Below are 16,796 nucleotides of genomic sequence, written 5' to 3'. Positions count from 1 at the left end.
CGCCCGCCGGGCACGGCAGGCCGGAAATCGGGATGATGTGCCCATGCGGCAGGTGAAATTGACGGCGAAGCCGGTGCGCGCGCGCTATTATGTTCGCGCGCTCGGTGCGCTGTTGCTCGGGGCGGCCGCCGTCCCGTCCGCGCACGCGCAGGTTACGCCGCCCGACGCAGCGACGAAGGCGGCGATGGAAAAGCGGACGGCGGCGCGCGCGCTTCTGTCCTCGGCCCTCGCTCGCATCGGTTCGAACAACAGCGACACCTCGGCCCTGCTCGACGCCGGCCGCGCGTCGATCGAGCTTGAGGATTATCGCGCCGCGCTCGGCTTCCTCGTCCGCGCCGAACAGGCGAGCCCGCGCGACGGCGCGGTCAAGGCCGCGCTCGGTTCGGCGATGGTCCATTCGGAAAATCCGACGCGCGCGCTCGACTATTTCGGCGAGGCGCAATTGCTCGGCGCGCCCGAGCGGCTTTTCCTTGCCGACCGCGGCCTCGCGCGCGACCTTTTGGGGCAACAGGACGCGGCGCAGCGCGACTATCAACTGGCATTGTCGATCGCACCGAACGACGAATTGACGCGGCGCTATGCGCTCTCGCTTGGGATCAGCGGCGATCCCGATCGCGCCATCCAGCTTCTGACGCCGCAATTGCGTGCGCAGGACCGCGGCGCATGGCGCCTGCGCGCGATGATCCTCGCGATGAACGGGCGCGACAAGGAAGCGACCGAGATCCTCAACGCGACGATGCCGCCCGCAATGGCGCAGAATATCCAGCCCTATCTGACCCAGATGGATCGGCTCAATCCGGCGCAGCAGGCGGCTGCCGCACATTTCGGCCGTTTTCCGGATGGGCAGCTTGGGCCAAAGCGCAAGCCTGTACAGATGGCGGCTGCGACACCGGCGCCGGCTCCTCCGGTCGCCGCAACGACCGCGAAGCGCGCCCCAGCCGCCGATGGGCGCCAGACGGGCCGGCGTGCGGTCGCCACTCCGACGCCGACACCCCCGAAGCCCAAGGTTGAATCGACGCCGGCCGCGACGCCGGCCCCTTCGCCGAGGCCGCCTGCTGCGGCATCTGCGACGTCCGTTCCGACCGCCGCTCCGGCCGCCGCCTCGACGACGGGAGCGCCTGTGCTGCAGTCGCCGTTCCAACAGCCGATTCGCCCGCGATCGGAAATCCTGGTGGCGCCGGTCACGCCGACGCCCAAGCCGCAATCGGCAACGCCTGCGTCGGGACCCGCGCCCGCAACCATGGCTGCGGCATCGACGCCGACCGGCCCCGGCGTCAACGCCGACAGGGGCCCTGTTGGTCCGGGCTTTTCGATCGCGGACATGGGCCGTTCGGCGGCTGCAGTTCCTCCAGCGTCGTCACCGATAGCATCCACCGCGATCGAACCCGCGGCGACCGCCATGGCGGCTCCCGTTTCCGCCCCCGCGGCTGCCGTGCCTGCGCCTGTTTCGGCTGCGCCGCTCGCCTCGCTGGCCGATATCGTCGGTTCGATCGAGATTCCGGCCGAAGAATTGGCCCAGTCGGACAATGCGGTCGGCGCCGACACACTCGCCAGGCTGATGGACGACAAGCGCAAGGCTGAGGCGGCCGAAGCGGCGAAGCGCGAAAAGGATGCCGCTGCGGCAAAAGCCAAGGCCGATGCCGATGCGAAGGCAAAGGAAGAGGCCGCGGAGAAAAAGGCGAATCCCGCGCGCATCTGGGTTCAGGTCGCGACCGGCGCCAATGCCAAGGCGCTCGCGACCGATTTCGGCAAATTCGCGAAGAAAAGCCCTGCCATGTTCAAGGGCAAGTCGGGTGCCACCACCGAATGGGGCAAGACCCGCCGTCTGCTCGTCGGCCCGTTCAAGGACCGCAACGCCGCACAGGGCTGGCTGGCCGATTATAAAAAGGCCGGCGGCGACGGCTTCCTTTTCAACAGCGAGGCGGGTCAGTCCGTCGATCCGGTCAAGTGAGCGTCGCCGACTGCGCCAGCGATCCTGCGCGAAGCCGCGGGCGGCGTCATGCCGAACTCGGCCGCGTCGTCCGCGGGCCGCGCGACGATTTCCAGCGCGACCGCGATCGCATTATCCATTCGATCGCGTTCCGTCGCCTTCGTCACAAGACGCAGGTGTTCGTCGCCCCCGACGGCGACCATTATCGCGTCCGCCTGACCCACAGCATCGAGGTCGCGCAGATCGGTCGCGGTATCGCGCGCGCGCTCGGGCTCAACGAGGATTTGACCGAGGCGCTCTGCCTTGCGCACGACATCGGTCATCCGCCTTTCGGTCATGCGGGCGAGGATGCGTTGAAGGCGGCGATGGCCGGCCATGGCGGTTTCGACCACAACGGTCATACGCTCCGCACGCTCGCACGGCTCGAATGCCCCTATCCGCGCTTCGACGGCCTCAACCTGACGTGGGAAACGCTCGAAGGGCTCGCCAAGCATAATGGCCCGGTGACGAATCCCGGCTGGGCGCTCGCCGGGATCGATGCCGATTTCGGGCTCGAACTAGCAAGCCACGCCAGCCTCGAGGCACAGATTGCGGCGATCGCCGACGATATCGCCTATGACAATCACGATATCGACGATGGTCTTCGGGCCGGGCTGCTCGACCTCGACCAGTTGATGGAACAGCCCTTCGTCGCCGCCAATTATCGCGCGGTCGAGGGGCGTTTCCCGGACGCCCCGCGCGATCGTTTGCTGCGCGAGCTTGTCCGCGACCAGATTGGCGTGATGGTCAATGACGTGATTGCCGCGACCGCCGCCAATGTTGCCGCGGCCGGGGTCGCGAGCGTCGAAGAGGTTCGCGCCGCGGGCCGCATGCTCGGCGGCTTTTCGCCCGAACTCGCGGTACGGGAACGGGAACTCAAGCGGTTCATGTATGCGAACCTCTATCACCATCCCGAACAGCTCGCCGCCGCCGAGGCTGCGAACAAGGTCGTCGGCGATCTGTTCGTCGCCTATGCCGGCGATCCGCGGCTGATGGGCGAGGACTGGTCGGGACGCCTGCCACAAGAAGAATGCGCGACAAACCGGCATATCGGTGATTATATCGCGGGCATGACCGACCGTTTCGCCATCGACCGTTATGCCGAAATCTTCGGCCGCGACGCGGTGCCGCAGGCTCTCGCGCATGCCTGATGCGCTGATCGTCGGCGCGACGGGGCTCGTCGGACGCGCGGTGATCGAACGCTTCGGCTTGGCGCCCGTCACAGTGCTTGCCCGGCGCGAGGTCCAGGGTCTGGCGCCGCACCACAAGGCGCTGGTCGCGCCGTCCGAACGCTGGGGCGACATCGTCGCCGCCGAAAAGCCAGGGCTTCTCATCTCCTGTCTCGGCACGACGATCCGGCTCGCGGGCTCGCAAGCGGCGTTCCGCGCCGTCGATCACGACCTCGTCCTCGCCGCTGCACGCGAGGCGAGGGCGGGCGGCACGCCGCACATGATCGCGGTCAGCTCGGTCGGCGCCGCGGCCAAGAGCGGCAATTTCTACCTTCGCACGAAGGGTGAGACCGAGGATGATCTTGCCGGGCTCGGCTTCGCGAGGCTCGACCTGATCCGTCCGGGCCTGCTTCGCGGCGATCGTCCCGGGCCGCAGCGGCTGGGCGAGGGGCTCGCGACGATTGCCGCGCCTTTCACCGATGCATTGCTGCATGGCAGCTTCCGCCGTTACCGCTCGATTTCGGGGGACAGCGTTGCCGCCGCGATCGTGGCGCTCGCGGGGCAGGGTGGTTTCGGCGTGCATATCCACGAAAACGACGCGATCCGCGCGCTCGCCGATTGACTCCTTAAAAGGGCAGCGCCAAGGCTCGCAGCGTCTGTCGGGTCTTGCAAGAGATTCGACCGGCCGCGCGGGAGAGCGTGGGGGAAACCCCGCCACCGAAGGAGCAACCGCCCCGGAAACTCTCAGGTCAGCAGGACCGCGCAGGCTGGAACGGACACTCTGGAAAGCGTTCCGGCCGTTCATTGCCGGAACCACCGAAGGGGTAACTCCATGATATCATGGAGGAAAACTCTCAGGTTCCCGTGACAGAGGGGGCATGGCAACAGCGCGGCACCGGGCCGTGCCTTGCCGTGTCAACGACGACGGGAGTGTGCGATATGCGCGAAGATGATGAAGTTCCGATCGAAACAGCCACCCTGCCGCTCGACGCCTGGCACCGCGCGAAGGGCGGCCGTATGGTCGAATTCGCCGGCTACTGGATGCCGATCCAGTATGAAGGGATTATGGCGGAACATCTCTGGACGCGCGAAAACGCCGGCCTGTTCGACGTCAGCCATATGGGACAGTTGTCGCTCTCGGGCGAAAAGGTTGCCGAGGCGCTCGAAGCGCTCGTCCCCGGCGATATCTCCGCGTTGAAGCCCGGCCGGATGCGCTATTCGCTGCTGCTGGACGAAGACGGCGGCATCCTCGACGATCTGATGATCACCAACGAAGGCGACCAATATGGCATCGTCGTCAACGGTGCGGTCAAATGGGAAGATATCGGGCATCTGCGCGAAAACCTGCCCGACGATATCACGCTCAATCACAATGAGGATTACGGCCTGCTCGCGCTGCAGGGACCGAAAGCGGTCGATGCGCTCGCGCGGCTGGTCCCCGAGGCGGCAAGTCTCGTCTTCATGCAGGCGGTGCGCGCGACGTGGAACGGACACGCCATCTCGCTCAGCCGTTCGGGCTACACCGGCGAAGATGGCTTCGAGATTTCGCTTCCCAACGAAGCGCTCACCGCCTTCGCCGATGCGCTTTGCGCGATGGAAGAGGTGAAGCCGATCGGCCTCGGCGCCCGCGACTCGCTGCGTCTCGAAGCCGGCCTGCCGCTCTACGGCCATGATCTTACGCCTGCGATCGATCCCGCTGAAGCAGACCTCGGCTTTGCGGTGAGCAAGCGCCGCCGCGAGGAAGAAAATTTTCCGGGCGCCGCGCGTATCCTCGGCCATCTCGAAGACGGCCCGCCGCGCAAGCGCGTCGGCCTGCTCGTCGACGGCAAGCTACCCGTTCGCGAAGGCGCCAAGCTGTTCGACGGCGAGGACGAGATTGGCGTCGTGACGTCGGGCGGCTTCGCCCCCAGCGTCGGCGCGCCGATCGCCATGGGCTATGTGCCGCGCGATCATGCCGTGCCGGGCACCGCGATCGCCGCCGAAGTGCGCGGCAAGCTTGTCCATTGCACGGTCGCGGCGATGCCGTTCGTTCCGCATCGATATGTTCGTAAAACAGGAGGTTGAGTGATGCCGCGTTATTTTACCGAAGAGCATGAGTGGATCGACGTCGACGGTGATGTCGCGACGGTCGGCATCACCGACTTCGCGCAGGGCCAGCTTGGCGACATCGTGTTCGTCGAAGTCCCCGACACGGGCGCGGAACTCAGCAAGGGCGGCGACGCCGCGGTCGTTGAATCGGTCAAAGCGGCGAGCGACGTTTACGCGCCCGTCGATGGGACCGTCACCGAAGGCAATGGCCAGCTCGAGGAAGATCCCTCGCTCGTCAATTCGGACCCCGAAGGCGAAGGCTGGTTCTTCCGCATGACGCTCGGCGACAAGAGCCAGCTCGACGGTCTGATGGACGCCGCCGGTTACAAGGCGTTCTGCGACGCCCTGTAAGCAATTGCCCCTCCCGCGAGCGGGAGGAGGAGGGACAAGATGACCGACACCGCACCAGCCAATTGCCGCCTGATGGTGGCGACGCCCATCTATGAGGGAGCGCAGGGCACTTATATCCGTGCGGCGCTCGATCTTGCCTTGCGCGCGCAGGCCATGGGCGTGCCGGTGCGGTTCGAATTCATCCTCTACCAACCGTCGATCTCGCGCGCACGCAACATGCTCGCGGCGATGTTCCTTGCGAGCGACTGCACGCACATGCTGTTCGTTGACGCCGACATCGATTTTTCGCCCGACGATGTGTTCTCGATGGTTCGAGCGATGGATGCAAATCCCGAAGTCGGCGTTCTCGGTGCGGCCTATCCGCGGCGGATGGTCAATTGGCGTAACGTCGCGCGCGCCGTCGAACTCGGCCTTGCAAAGGAAAATCCGGCAGTTCTCGCGCGCTACGCAGGCGAATTTGCGTTGCATTTTCTTCATCCGGATCAGAGCTTCAAGCTGACCGATCTGGTCGAACTGTCACAGCTTGGCACCGCGATGATGTTGATCCGCCGCGATGTGTTTGCAGGGCTGCGTGCGGCCCTGCCCGATCTGGTGTTCCGGCCTGATCCGGCCGAGCGGCAGGCACACGGCGTCGGTGAAATCGAGGCGGCTTTCTTCTGCCCGCTCATCGATCCGGAAAGCCAGGCTTTGCTCTCGGACGACTATGCCTTTTGTCGCCGTGTTCGCGATGCCGGCTTTCGCATCTGGCTGGCTCCTTGGGTTCGCACGACCCATGCGGGACCGACCGTCTTTACCGGCGCGCTCGCCGATACGGCTCAGCTTTATTCCGTCAATCCAGCTTCTTCCCCGGAGTAGTTCATGCGTTACCTCCCTCTGACTTCCGATGACCGCGCGGCTATGCTCGCGACGATCGGTGCTGCAACGATTGACGACCTGTTCGTCGACGTTCCTGCTGAAGCGCGGCTCGAAGGCCCGATCGCGGGGTTGCCGAACCATGCCAGCGAACTTGCGGTCGAGCGTCATATGGCTGCGCTTGCACGTCGCAGCCGCGCTGCGGGTGAAGGGCCTTTCTTCCTCGGTGCCGGCGCCTATCGCCACCATGTTCCGGCGAGCGTCGACCATCTGATCCAGCGCGGGGAGTTCCTGACCGCTTACACGCCGTATCAGCCCGAAATCGCGCAGGGCACGCTGCAGATGCTGTTCGAATTCCAGAGCCAGGTTGCACGCCTGCTCGGAACCGACGTCGCCAATGCGTCGATGTACGACGGCTCAACGGCGTGCTGGGAAGCGATCGTCATGGCGCGCCGGATCACCAAGCGCACCAAAGCGTTGCTGTCGACAGGTCTTCATCCGCATTATCGCAGCGTAGCGCGCACGATGGCCAAATATACCGGCGATACCCTTGTCGATGGTGATCCGAGCCTCGAAGTCGGCACCGACTGGGCGGCACTGGCGTCGGCGATCGACAAGGATACGAGCTGCGTCGTCGTCCAATATCCTGACATCCTCGGCCGCATCGACGATATGACGAAGCTTGCCGAAGCGTGTCAGGCCGGGGGTGCGCTGCTGATCGCGGTAGTGACCGAACCGGTTGCACTTGGCCTGATCAAATCGCCCGGCGAAATGGGTGCCGATATCGTCGTGGGCGAGGGGCAATCGCTTGGCGTCGGCCTCCAGTTTGGCGGACCCTACGTTGGCCTCTTCGCGTGCAAGACCAAATATGTACGCCAGATGCCGGGGCGCCTGTGCGGTGAAACCGTCGATGCAAATGGCAAGCGCGGTTTCGTGCTGACGCTTTCGACGCGCGAACAACATATCCGCCGCGAAAAGGCGACAAGCAATATCTGCACAAATTCAGGTCTCTGTGCGCTGGCTTTCAGCATCCATATGACTCTGCTCGGCGAAGCGGGCCTTCGCCAGCTCGCCGCGATCAACCACGGCCGCGCCAAGGCCGCGGCCGCCGAATTGGCCAAGCTTCCCGGCGTGTCGGTGCTGAACGACAGCTTCTTCAACGAATTCACGCTGCTGCTTCCCACCGCGGCGCGGCCGGTGATTCACAAGCTCGCCGAAAAGGATATTCTCGGCGGCGTATCGCTCGGCCGTCTCTATCCCGACAACGCCGGCCTCGAAAATGGCCTTGTCGTCGCCGTGACCGAAACCGTGACCGAGGCGGACATCGCCGCCTTTGCCGCGGCCCTGAAGGAGGTGCTGGTATGACCGCGCTCAACCGCGCCGGCTGGCGCCCCGAAATGAATGTCGCCGGCGGCGCCGACGATAATGTCACCTTCACTGGTAATCGCGCGCTGATGCTCGAAGAGCCGTTGATCTTTGAGATCGGCGGCAATGAGACAACGGGTGTAGATTTCGATGAAGCCGCGCCCGCCGCAGATCTCGGCGCGCTCGTGCGCACCGCCCCGATCGGCCTTCCGGGCCTCAGCGAGTCCGAAACGGTACGCCACTACACGCGCCTGTCGCGTCAGAACTATGCGATCGACCTGGGTCTCTTTCCCCTCGGCAGTTGCACGATGAAGCATAATCCGCGTCTCAACGAAAAGGTCGCGCGGATGCCGGGGTTTGCGGATGTCCATCCGCTTCAGCCGCAGGAAACGGTGCAGGGCGCCTATGCCGTAATTCACGAGCTCGCCGAATGGCTGATCACGCTCACCGGCATGCACAGCGTCGCCATGTCTCCCAAGGCGGGCGCGCATGGCGAACTCTGCGGCATCCTTTGCATCAAGGCTGCACTCGAAGCGCGCGGCGAGGACCGCCGCGTGATCCTCGTCCCCGAAAGCGCGCACGGCACCAATCCCGCGACCGCAGCCTTCGCCGGCTTTACCGTCGAGGATATCCCCGCGACCGAAGCGGGCCGCGTCAATCTTGAAGCCCTGACGGCCCGGCTTGGCCCCGACGTCGCGGGCGTGATGATCACCAACCCCAACACCTGCGGCCTGTTCGAGCGCGACATGAAGGCGATTTCGGACGCGGTCCACGCCGCGGGCGGTTATGTCTATTGCGACGGCGCCAACTTCAATGCGATCGTCGGCCGCGTACGTCCCGGCGACCTCGGCGTCGACGCGATGCACATCAACCTCCACAAAACCTTCTCGACCCCGCACGGTGGCGGCGGCCCGGGCTCGGGCCCGGTCGTGCTGTCCGAAGCGCTCGCGCCCTTCGCACCGCTGCCCTTTGTGACGAAGAATGGGGGCGACTTCCGCCTGATCGAAGAGGAAAGCGCGGGTGAGGATCATCCGCAGACCTTTGGGCGCATGACCGCGTTTCACGGCCAGATGGGCATGTTCACGCGGGCGCTGACCTATATTCTCAGCCACGGTGCGGACGGCCTCAAGCAGGTGGCCGAGGATGCGGTCCTCAACGCCAACTATGTGCTACGCAGCCTTGAGGGCGTGCTCGACGCACCCTTTGCGGCTTCGGGTCCGTGCATGCATGAGGCGCTATTCAGCGACAAGGGCCTCGCCGAAGGCTTCTCGACGCTCGATATCGCCAAGGGGCTGATCGACGAGGGCTATCACCCGATGACAGTCTATTTCCCGCTTGTCGTCCACGGCGCGATGCTCGTCGAGCCGACCGAGACCGAGAGCAAGGCGGTGCTCGACCAGTTCATCGGTGCGCTGCGCAGTATCGCGTTGCGTGCCAAGAATGGCGATCCGGCGCTCAAGACCGCGCCGCATTTCGCGCCGCGCGCGCGGCTCGACGAGACGCTCGCGGCGCGCAAGCCCGTGCTCGCCTGGGAGGATTGATGACGGACCCGGCGCCCGGTCCCGAACGCCCTCAAATGCGCTCGGGCGCCGGGTGCCTGGGGATCGGTGCGTTGTTCGCGATTGTCGCGATCCTTGGCTGGTTCATCGCGATCACCGCTTACGGCCTCGTGGTCGAGCAGTGGGAAATGGTCCGGGTTCGCCGCGAGTTCAGCTATGACTGGGCCTTCGTCTATGCGCCGTTGTTCTCGATCGGCCTCGGCTTTGCTGCCGCGTTCTTCGTATCGCGGCGCGCATCGGCGGCGCGAATGGCCTTGCTGATTACCGTCACCGGCGCCATTGCCTTGTTGGCTGGTGTCGTGCTGTTCGGGCTCGGCGGACTGATCTGACAGGGTGGGGAACGCGCGATGAGCTGGGATAATATCTTTCTGTTGGCCAATTACTGGGCCTTTGCCGGCTGGATTGCGCTCGCCTTCCTGCCGCGTGGTCCGAAGACCCTTGCCGCGATCCTCTATGCCGGCGTCTTCCTGCTTTGCCTTGCCTATACCGTATTGATCGTCGGTTTCATGACCGGCGGCATCGACTCCGGCGGCGCGGGCGGCGCCGATTTCACGACGCTGAAGGGCGTGATGAAGCTGTTCGACAGCCCGGGCGGGACGACGATGGGGTGGATCCATTATCTGGCTTTCGACCTGTTCACTGGCATGTGGATCGCGCGCGACGCTGATCAAAAGGGCTTCAGTCGTGTCGTGCAATTTCCCTTCTTGTTCCTGACGCTGATGGCCGGCCCGGTCGGCCTGTTCGGTTGGCTGATCGTGCGCGAGCGCCGCGCGCGGGCACAGGCGAACAAGTGACGCCGCAGCCCTGGATGCCGGGGGATGGCGCGCCGGATAGCAAGCGCCATGCACCGGCAACATTGCGCAATCGCGACGCCATCGTCGTTGTCCTGCGCGACTGGCTTCCCGCGACAGGATCGGTGCTCGAAGTCGCGAGCGGCTCGGGCGAGCATGCGGTCCATTTTGCCGCTGCTTTTCCGCATCTCGATTGGCAACCGAGCGATCCCGACCCCGCGGGGATGATTTCGATCGCGGCGTATCGCGCCGAAGCCGGATTGGCGAACATCGCGCCGCCGGTGGCAGTCGATGCGGCGTCCGATGTTTGGCCGGTGGATCGTGCCGAGGCGATCCTCTGCATCAACATGGTGCATATCAGCCCGTGGGAGGCGACGCTTGGCTTGTTCGCCGGCGCCGCGCGGCTGCTCGCGCCCGGTGCACCGCTGATCCTCTACGGTCCCTATGTCGAACCCGATGTGCCGACGGCGGAGAGCAATCTTGCCTTTGACGCCAGCCTGCGCAGCCGCGATGGTGCATGGGGCCTACGCGACACGAGTGCCGTCAAGGCAGCCGCCGCTAACGCCGGTTTTGTTTTCGCCGAGCGGCGCCCGATGCCCGCTAACAACCTGATGCTGCTCTTCCGCCGCACCTGATGGACCTGACAGTTTGGGCGATCGGCGCTTTACGCCGCGCCTGCAGCCGCTAGCCTCGCGCCAATTGCACGAAAGAGATGCGATTCGAGGAGAGAGAGCCGATGGGCCGCGACGTTTCGGAGCTGTTTACGTTTGACGAATTCCTGACCCATTGGGCCGGCGAGCGCCCCGACCGGGTGGCGCTGCGCGAGGAGGGGCGCGTCTACAGCTACGCCGAACTCGACGACCTCACGGCTCGGGCGGCTTCGGCGCTGATCTCGGCGGGGCTGAAAAAGGGCGACCGCATCGCGTGGATTGGCAAGAACAGCGATCTCTATTTCACCCTTTTCTATGGCGCCGCGCGCGCGGGGATCGTGATGGCACCGATCGGCTGGCGCCTGTCGCCGACCGAATGGGCGTTCATCGTCAACGATACAGAGGCGAAGATCGTGTTCTCCGGCCCGGGGTTCGATACCCTTGCCGATCAGCTCGCAGGAAAGCTTCGGAATAGTCCTGCAATCGTCGGCGCCGCGGACGCATGGTCGATGATCGAGGGAGCAGCGCGCTCTGCCTTCGACCCGTCGGGCGCCAATGATGCGGTGCTCCAGCTCTACACCTCGGGCACCACTGGTAATCCCAAGGGGGCCGTTCTCTCGAACCGGAACCTCTTCGCGCTCCGAAAGCATTCGAACACTCTCGATCTTCCCTACACCAAATGGGAAGATGACGAGGCGGTGCTGGTCGCGATGCCGTGCGCGCATATCGGCGGCACCGGGCTCGGCATCATGGCGCTTGCCGCTGGATTGCCCGGCGTCGTGCTCGCCGAGTTCAACCCCGACGGGGTGTTCGACGCGGTCGAGCAGCATGGCGTTACGCGCTTCTTCATGGTTCCCGCGGCGCTCCAGATGTTGCTGATGCACCCGCGCTGCGCCAGCGTCGATTACAGCCGCCTCAAATATATCCTCTATGGCGCGGCGCCGATCCCGCTCGAATTGCTGCGTCAGTGCATCAAGGTGTTCGGCGCGCAGTTCATCCAAGCCTATGGCATGACCGAGACGACCGGTACGATCTCGATGCTGCCGCCCGAGGATCATGATCCGGAGGGCAATGCGCGCATGCGTTCGGCGGGCAAGGCGCTTCCCGGGGTCGAAATTGTCATTCTCGGACCCGATAGCCAGCCGGTGCCGACGGGCGAAGTGGGTGAGGTCGTTACCCGCTCGTCGAACAATATGCTGGGGTATTGGAACCTGCCCGACGCGACTGCAAATACGATGACCGACGACGGCTGGATCCGCACCGGCGACGCCGGCTATCTCGATGCGGACGGATATTTGTTCATCCACGACCGGATGAAGGACATGATCATCACGGGGGGCGAGAATGTGTATCCGGCCGAGGTCGAAAGCGCCATCTTCGGCCACCCGGCGGTACAGGAAGTCGCGGTGATCGGCATTCCCGACCAGAAATGGGGCGAAACGGTGAAAGCCGTCGTTGTCGCCAAGCCGGGCACGACCGTCGAGGAAGCGGATATCATCGCCTGGGCGCGCGAGCGCATCGCACCCTTCAAATGCCCTCGGAGCGTTGATGTAATCGAAGCGCTTCCGAGAAATGCCAGTGGCAAGATTTTGCGCAAGGATTTGCGCGCCCCCTATTGGGAGGGGTATGAGCGGATGGTGAATTGATGGGGCAGGCCGCTATCCGTGCTAGCGGCCAATCATCGCGCCGGTAAGGGCAGGTTCATTCGACCGGTGCTTAGCGCGCTAAAATGGAAATGCTTATCGACTTTTATCGTCCGCTGAGTTCGGCGCTCGGCACGAGCACTGGCGCGTCGGACAGTCTGTTGCATGTGCACGGCGGCATGGTCATCCTGTTTCTCGCGCGGATAGCAACCCGGCGCTCGCTTGCGACATGGACGCCATTTCTGTTTGTCCTTGCCGCCGCGATTGCGAAAGAGGTAGCCGATCGTATCGCGCATGGCATGTGGCGGATGCCGGACAGCGCGTTCGACATCCTCAACACGATATTCTGGCCCTTCATCCTGATGGTCGGGTTGCGGTGGCGCCGGGCGCGGCCGGACAAGAGATAGGCGGCGGACTGTATCTTAAACCCGTCTCGACGAGGGCGGGTGCAAGCCGTGAAAATATGAAAGCCAAGATTTCGGCTGCGCCATAAATTGGCTCCACATACGGCCTTTCACGCGACCTACACCCCGAAAGGCCGATGCGTTTTCCTCGTTGGCTTTGCCATGCACGGGGGGCACGGAGGGCTTCACCATATGGTGGAGCCCTTTTTCGTTATGCGACCTTCTGGCGCTGCCGGGCACGCAGGAATCCCTCGCGAGTTGTACAGCGATCGAGCCACGCCTTGGTCGCGTCGCCCAGCACGTCGTCGGCGCCGAGTGTCGTCGCGAGGAAGGCCGCGTAACCGATCACGATATCGGCGATGGTGAAGCGTCCGGCGACGAGCCACTCGCGTCCATCGGTTAGCGCCGCCTCGATACTCTTCGCACGGCCGCCGAAGAAAGCCTTATAGTCATCGACTGCCTGATCGAGCCGCCGTTCTTCGGGTTCGACGCGCGTGTAGCGGATCATGATCGCCAGCGGAAAGGTCAGCGTGGCGTCGCTGCGATGGAGCCAGTTACGGTAGATCCAATAGTCCGCTTCGCTCCGTTGCACCTCCAGCGCCGTCCCCTCGGCGATGCGTTCGCAGATCGCGGCGGACTCGGTCATCAACTGGCCATTCTCGACCCAGCCGGGGATGGTCATCAGCGGGTTGACCGCGCGATAATCTGGTTCGAACGCGCGCGGCGGGAATTTGAGCAGGCGCAGATCGACATCGATCCCGGCCTCCTCGACCGCCCACAAACATCGCAGCGAGCGGGCGTCGGGGCAGTGATAGAGAATCGGGAGCGTCATGCGGCAACCTCCTTCGGCCGGTCGATATGGCGGCGATGCTCGCGCCAGGCGATGAAAAGGCCCGATACGATGATCAGCGGCGCGCCAACCCATGTGGTATCGGCCGGCAGCGTACCGAAAAACCACCAACCCGCGGCGATCGCCCACAAGAGGCTCGAATAGTCCATCGGGATCACGACCGACACGGGTGCGAGGCGAAGCGCGCCGGTGAGCGACATCTGGACGACCGCGCCAAGGAAGCCCAGTCCGATCAGCAGCAACCATTCGTGTGCGTCATGCGGGGTGAAAACGAAGGGGAGGGCGATGCCGAGTGGTATCATCGACAGGAGGCTGAACCAGAAAACGATCGTCCCCGCATTTTCGGTCCGGCCAAGGTCACGTACCGCAATCGTGATCAGCGCGGTCATGATGGCGCCGGTCAGCGCGATCAGGGTGCCAATGCCGTGCGTTCCGCCAAAACCCCCTGCAAAGCCCGACACCGGGTCGAGCACCACAAGGACACCGACAAAGCCGACAATCACCGCGCTCCATCGCTGCCACCCCGTCGCCTCGCCAAGCAGAATCGCTGCGAATATCACCGCGAAGATCGGCACCGACAGGCTGATCGTGGTCGCTTCGGCCATAGGCAACAGGATCATCGCGCCGAAATTGCACGCCATACCGGTCAGTCCCATCAGCATCCGGCGCGCATGTGCGCCGATCCGATGCGTCTTTAACGACGACAGCCCACTCGTCGCCTGGACCCAGAGCAGCAGGAATGGCAGCACGAGCGCCTGACGCCAGAAGAGGCTTTCGACGATATGGATGCCGGCGGCGTCGATTCTTTTGACGAGCACAAACATCAGCGACAGGCTGACCATCGCAAGCAACCGCAGCCCGATTCCGCCGAGATAGTTTTGCGGGGGGCCGTCAAAATGGGGTGGGGAGGGCGCGACGCTCATGCAAAATTGCGCATATCAGCCCCACCCGCACACGCAACCCGTGATCCCTCTTGCTCCGCCCTTGCAATCCGGCTAGTGGCGCACTCCGGCCTAGGGGTATAGCTCAGTTGGTAGAGCATCGGTCTCCAAAACCGAGGGTCGCGGGTTCGAGTCCTGCTGCCCCTGCCAGGCCGGCGTCCCAAGAGGACCCAAATAGGACCAAGGCGTCCTACCTGTTTCCTTTGCAGCCCAAGGCCGTTTTTGGCACTTTTGAGGTAGGGAAATCGGGCCAACTTCACAGTTCGCGCATTCCGGTCCCTCGTTGCGGCCGGCACCAGCTCCGAGATTCGCGAGATCGCCGAGCCGGACACCGGACGCGGTGGTTTCGAAGCCCGCTGTTTCCGAAAGCTTGACGAATTGGGCCGTGCCCGCAACCGAAATCCGGTTGCTGCAAGATAATCAGGTTCTGCAATAGCAGCTCGCAATTAAAATCGTGGGGCAAGTAACAGCAAAAAATAGGGAATTTCAAAAAATCTGAGATTGCCCCTATTCCCACTCGATCGTGCCCGGTGGTTTCGACGTATAGTCATAAACCACGCGGTTGATGCCCTGCACCTCGTTGATGATGCGCGTTGCGCAGCGGCTGAGGAAGCTCGCGTCGAAGGGGTAGATGTCGGCGGTCATGCCGTCGGTCGAGGTCACAGCGCGCAGCGCGCAGACATGGTCGTAGGTGCGGCCGTCGCCCATCACGCCGACGGTCTTGACGGGAAGCAGCACGGCGAACGCCTGCCAGATCGCGTCGTAAAGGCCCGCATTGCGGATCTCGTCGAGATAGACGGCATCGGCCTTGCGCAAAATGTCACAGCGATCCTTCGACACTTCGCCGGGAATGCGGATCGCGAGGCCGGGGCCGGGGAAGGGATGGCGGCCGACGAAAATGTCCGGGAGGCCAAGCTCCTTGCCGAGCAGGCGGACTTCGTCCTTGAACAATTCGCGTAAGGGCTCGACGAGCTTCATGTTCATGCGTTCGGGCAGGCCGCCGACATTGTGGTGGCTCTTGATCGTGACGCTCGGCCCGCCAGTGAAGGACACGCTTTCGATCACGTCGGGATAGAGCGTGCCCTGCGCGAGGAAGTCGGCGCCGCCGATCTTCTTCGCTTCTTCCTCGAACACGTTGATGAATTCGGCGCCGATGAACTTGCGCTTCTTTTCGGGGTCGGTGACGCCGGCAAGGCCGCCCATGAAGCGCTCCTCGGCGTCGACGACGACGAGCGGGATGTTGTAATGGTCGCGGAACAGCCGTTCGACCTGCTCGCGCTCGTTCATGCGCAGCAGACCATGATCGACGAAGACGCAGGTCAGCTGTTCACCGATTGCTTCATGGATCAGCACTGCGGCGACCGCGCTGTCGACGCCGCCCGACAGGCCGCAGAGCACGCGCTGATCGCCGACCTGTGCGCGGATTTCGGCGATTTTCGTCGCGCGGAATTCGGCCATCGTCCAGTCGCCGCTGCAGCCGCAAACGTGGCGCACGAAATTGGCGATCAGCTTCGCGCCGTCGGGGGTGTGCACGACCTCGGGGTGGAACTGCGTGCCGTAATAGCGGCGCTCGTCGTCGGCGATCAGCGCGAAGGGCGCGCCGTCGCTGATCGCGACGATGCGGAAACCGGGAGCGAATTGCGTCACGCGATCGCCGTGGCTCATCCAGACCTGATGGCGTTCGCCGACTTCCCACAGACCGTCGAAAAGCACGCAGGGTTCGGTCACGGTCAGAAAGGCTCGGCCGAATTCGCCGTCACGTTCGCCGTCGACGCCGCCCGGTTCGACCTGGCCGCCAAGCTGCTGGCTCATCACCTGCTGGCCGTAACAGATGCCGAGGATAGGGAGGCCGCTGTCGAACACCGACTGCGGCGCGCGCGGGCTGCCGTCCGCGGGGACTGACGCGGGGGAGCCCGACAGGATCACCCCTTTGGGCTGCATGCGTCCCAGCGCGGCTTCGGCGGCGCTGAACGGGACGATCTCGCTGTACACCCCGGCCTCGCGAACGCGGCGGGCGATGAGCTGGGTGACCTGCGACCCGAAGTCGATGATCAGGATCGATTCAGGGGCGGCGGAAGAGTCTGGAGTCGGCATGGCTGGCCGATAAGGGCGAAGGCCCATGCTGTCCAGCGGTCGATATCGGCAGTTGGTGGGAAGTTGGTAG

16 protein-coding genes, 1 tRNA gene and 2 riboswitches are annotated in these 16,796 nt (G+C 64.3%); of the genes, 14 read left to right on the top strand and 3 right to left on the bottom strand.

Features of this window, described 5'->3' with window-relative positions; genetic code table 11:
* The first annotated feature begins 43 nt into the window (after positions 1 to 43).
* The 13 genes from BLW56_RS01595 to BLW56_RS01535 all read left to right on the top strand — a co-directional run bounded on the left by BLW56_RS01595 (position 44) and on the right by BLW56_RS01535 (position 12,844).
* Positions 44 to 1,951, top strand: coding sequence for an SPOR domain-containing protein (locus BLW56_RS01595; RefSeq protein ID WP_093508925.1), 1,908 nt, complete (start codon positions 44 to 46; stop codon positions 1,949 to 1,951).
* Positions 1,948 to 3,120 (top strand): deoxyguanosinetriphosphate triphosphohydrolase, encoded by a 1,173-nt coding sequence (locus tag BLW56_RS01590; protein WP_093508924.1) that lies wholly within the window; start codon positions 1,948 to 1,950, stop codon positions 3,118 to 3,120. Before BLW56_RS01595 ends, BLW56_RS01590 begins: the two co-directional genes overlap by 4 nt.
* Positions 3,113 to 3,760, top strand: coding sequence for an NAD-dependent dehydratase (locus BLW56_RS01585; protein WP_093508923.1), 648 nt, complete (start codon positions 3,113 to 3,115; stop codon positions 3,758 to 3,760). The genes BLW56_RS01590 and BLW56_RS01585 overlap by 8 nt, the downstream gene beginning before the upstream one ends.
* A 58-nt stretch (positions 3,761 to 3,818) precedes the next feature.
* A riboswitch (glycine riboswitch) is annotated at positions 3,819 to 3,909 on the top strand.
* Positions 3,910 to 4,019: riboswitch (glycine riboswitch) on the top strand.
* 58 nt (positions 4,020 to 4,077) lie between these two features.
* The gene (gene gcvT / locus BLW56_RS01580) at positions 4,078 to 5,202 is read left to right on the top strand and encodes a glycine cleavage system aminomethyltransferase GcvT (RefSeq protein WP_093508922.1); all 1,125 of its coding nucleotides are present in this window, start codon (positions 4,078 to 4,080) and stop codon (positions 5,200 to 5,202) included.
* 3 nt (positions 5,203 to 5,205) lie between these two features.
* Positions 5,206 to 5,577 carry a glycine cleavage system protein GcvH gene (gene gcvH, locus BLW56_RS01575; RefSeq protein ID WP_093508921.1) on the top strand — a complete coding sequence of 124 codons (372 nt, stop codon included), beginning with the start codon at positions 5,206 to 5,208 and terminating at the stop codon, positions 5,575 to 5,577.
* Between the two features lie 39 nt (positions 5,578 to 5,616).
* Positions 5,617 to 6,432, top strand: coding sequence for a glycosyltransferase (locus tag BLW56_RS01570; RefSeq protein WP_093508920.1), 816 nt, complete (start codon positions 5,617 to 5,619; stop codon positions 6,430 to 6,432).
* A 3-nt stretch (positions 6,433 to 6,435) separates the two neighbouring features.
* Positions 6,436 to 7,794 carry an aminomethyl-transferring glycine dehydrogenase subunit GcvPA gene (gene gcvPA / locus BLW56_RS01565; RefSeq protein ID WP_093508919.1) on the top strand — a complete coding sequence of 453 codons (1,359 nt, stop codon included), beginning with the start codon at positions 6,436 to 6,438 and terminating at the stop codon, positions 7,792 to 7,794.
* A gap of 32 nt (positions 7,795 to 7,826) precedes the next feature.
* Entirely contained in the window at positions 7,827 to 9,335 is a 1,509-nt protein-coding gene (gcvPB, locus tag BLW56_RS01560) for an aminomethyl-transferring glycine dehydrogenase subunit GcvPB (protein WP_256203405.1), read from the top strand.
* Positions 9,335 to 9,682, top strand: coding sequence for a hypothetical protein (locus tag BLW56_RS01555; protein WP_093508917.1), 348 nt, complete (start codon positions 9,335 to 9,337; stop codon positions 9,680 to 9,682). The genes gcvPB and BLW56_RS01555 overlap by 1 nt, the downstream gene beginning before the upstream one ends.
* Before the next feature lie 18 nt (positions 9,683 to 9,700).
* Positions 9,701 to 10,147 (top strand): ABA4-like family protein, encoded by a 447-nt coding sequence (locus BLW56_RS01550; protein WP_093508916.1) that lies wholly within the window; start codon positions 9,701 to 9,703, stop codon positions 10,145 to 10,147.
* A gap of 14 nt (positions 10,148 to 10,161) precedes the next feature.
* Positions 10,162 to 10,779 carry a DUF938 domain-containing protein gene (locus tag BLW56_RS01545; RefSeq protein ID WP_093508915.1) on the top strand — a complete coding sequence of 206 codons (618 nt, stop codon included), beginning with the start codon at positions 10,162 to 10,164 and terminating at the stop codon, positions 10,777 to 10,779.
* 101 nt (positions 10,780 to 10,880) lie between these two features.
* The gene (locus BLW56_RS01540) at positions 10,881 to 12,440 is read left to right on the top strand and encodes a fatty acid--CoA ligase (RefSeq protein ID WP_093508914.1); all 1,560 of its coding nucleotides are present in this window, start codon (positions 10,881 to 10,883) and stop codon (positions 12,438 to 12,440) included.
* 83 nt (positions 12,441 to 12,523) lie between these two features.
* Positions 12,524 to 12,844 carry a hypothetical protein gene (locus tag BLW56_RS01535; protein ID WP_256203258.1) on the top strand — a complete coding sequence of 107 codons (321 nt, stop codon included), beginning with the start codon at positions 12,524 to 12,526 and terminating at the stop codon, positions 12,842 to 12,844.
* Positions 12,845 to 13,052: 208 nt separating this feature from the next.
* Here the strand turns inward: BLW56_RS01535 and BLW56_RS01530 are convergent, their stop codons facing one another.
* Together BLW56_RS01530 and BLW56_RS01525 are read right to left on the bottom strand one after the other, a co-directional pair.
* A complete protein-coding gene (locus BLW56_RS01530; protein ID WP_093508912.1) occupies positions 13,053 to 13,673 on the bottom strand; it encodes a glutathione S-transferase family protein in 621 nt (206 codons plus the stop codon).
* Entirely contained in the window at positions 13,670 to 14,614 is a 945-nt protein-coding gene (locus BLW56_RS01525) for a DMT family transporter (RefSeq protein ID WP_093508911.1), read from the bottom strand. Before BLW56_RS01525 ends, BLW56_RS01530 begins: the two co-directional genes overlap by 4 nt.
* A gap of 92 nt (positions 14,615 to 14,706) precedes the next feature.
* On the opposite strand from BLW56_RS01525, the gene BLW56_RS01520 reads away from it, so the two are divergent.
* Positions 14,707 to 14,782 (top strand) — tRNA-Trp (locus tag BLW56_RS01520).
* Between the two features lie 357 nt (positions 14,783 to 15,139).
* On the opposite strand, the gene guaA is transcribed toward BLW56_RS01520, so the two are convergent.
* Positions 15,140 to 16,726 carry a glutamine-hydrolyzing GMP synthase gene (guaA, locus tag BLW56_RS01515; protein WP_093508910.1) on the bottom strand — a complete coding sequence of 529 codons (1,587 nt, stop codon included), beginning with the start codon at positions 16,724 to 16,726 and terminating at the stop codon, positions 15,140 to 15,142.
* Positions 16,727 to 16,796 lie beyond the last annotated feature (70 nt).

Origin of the sequence: Sphingopyxis sp. YR583 (genome assembly GCF_900108295.1) — a bacterium.
Taxonomy (GTDB): Bacteria; Pseudomonadota; Alphaproteobacteria; order Sphingomonadales; family Sphingomonadaceae; genus Sphingopyxis.
This window is presented reverse-complemented; position numbering and strand designations above follow the sequence as displayed.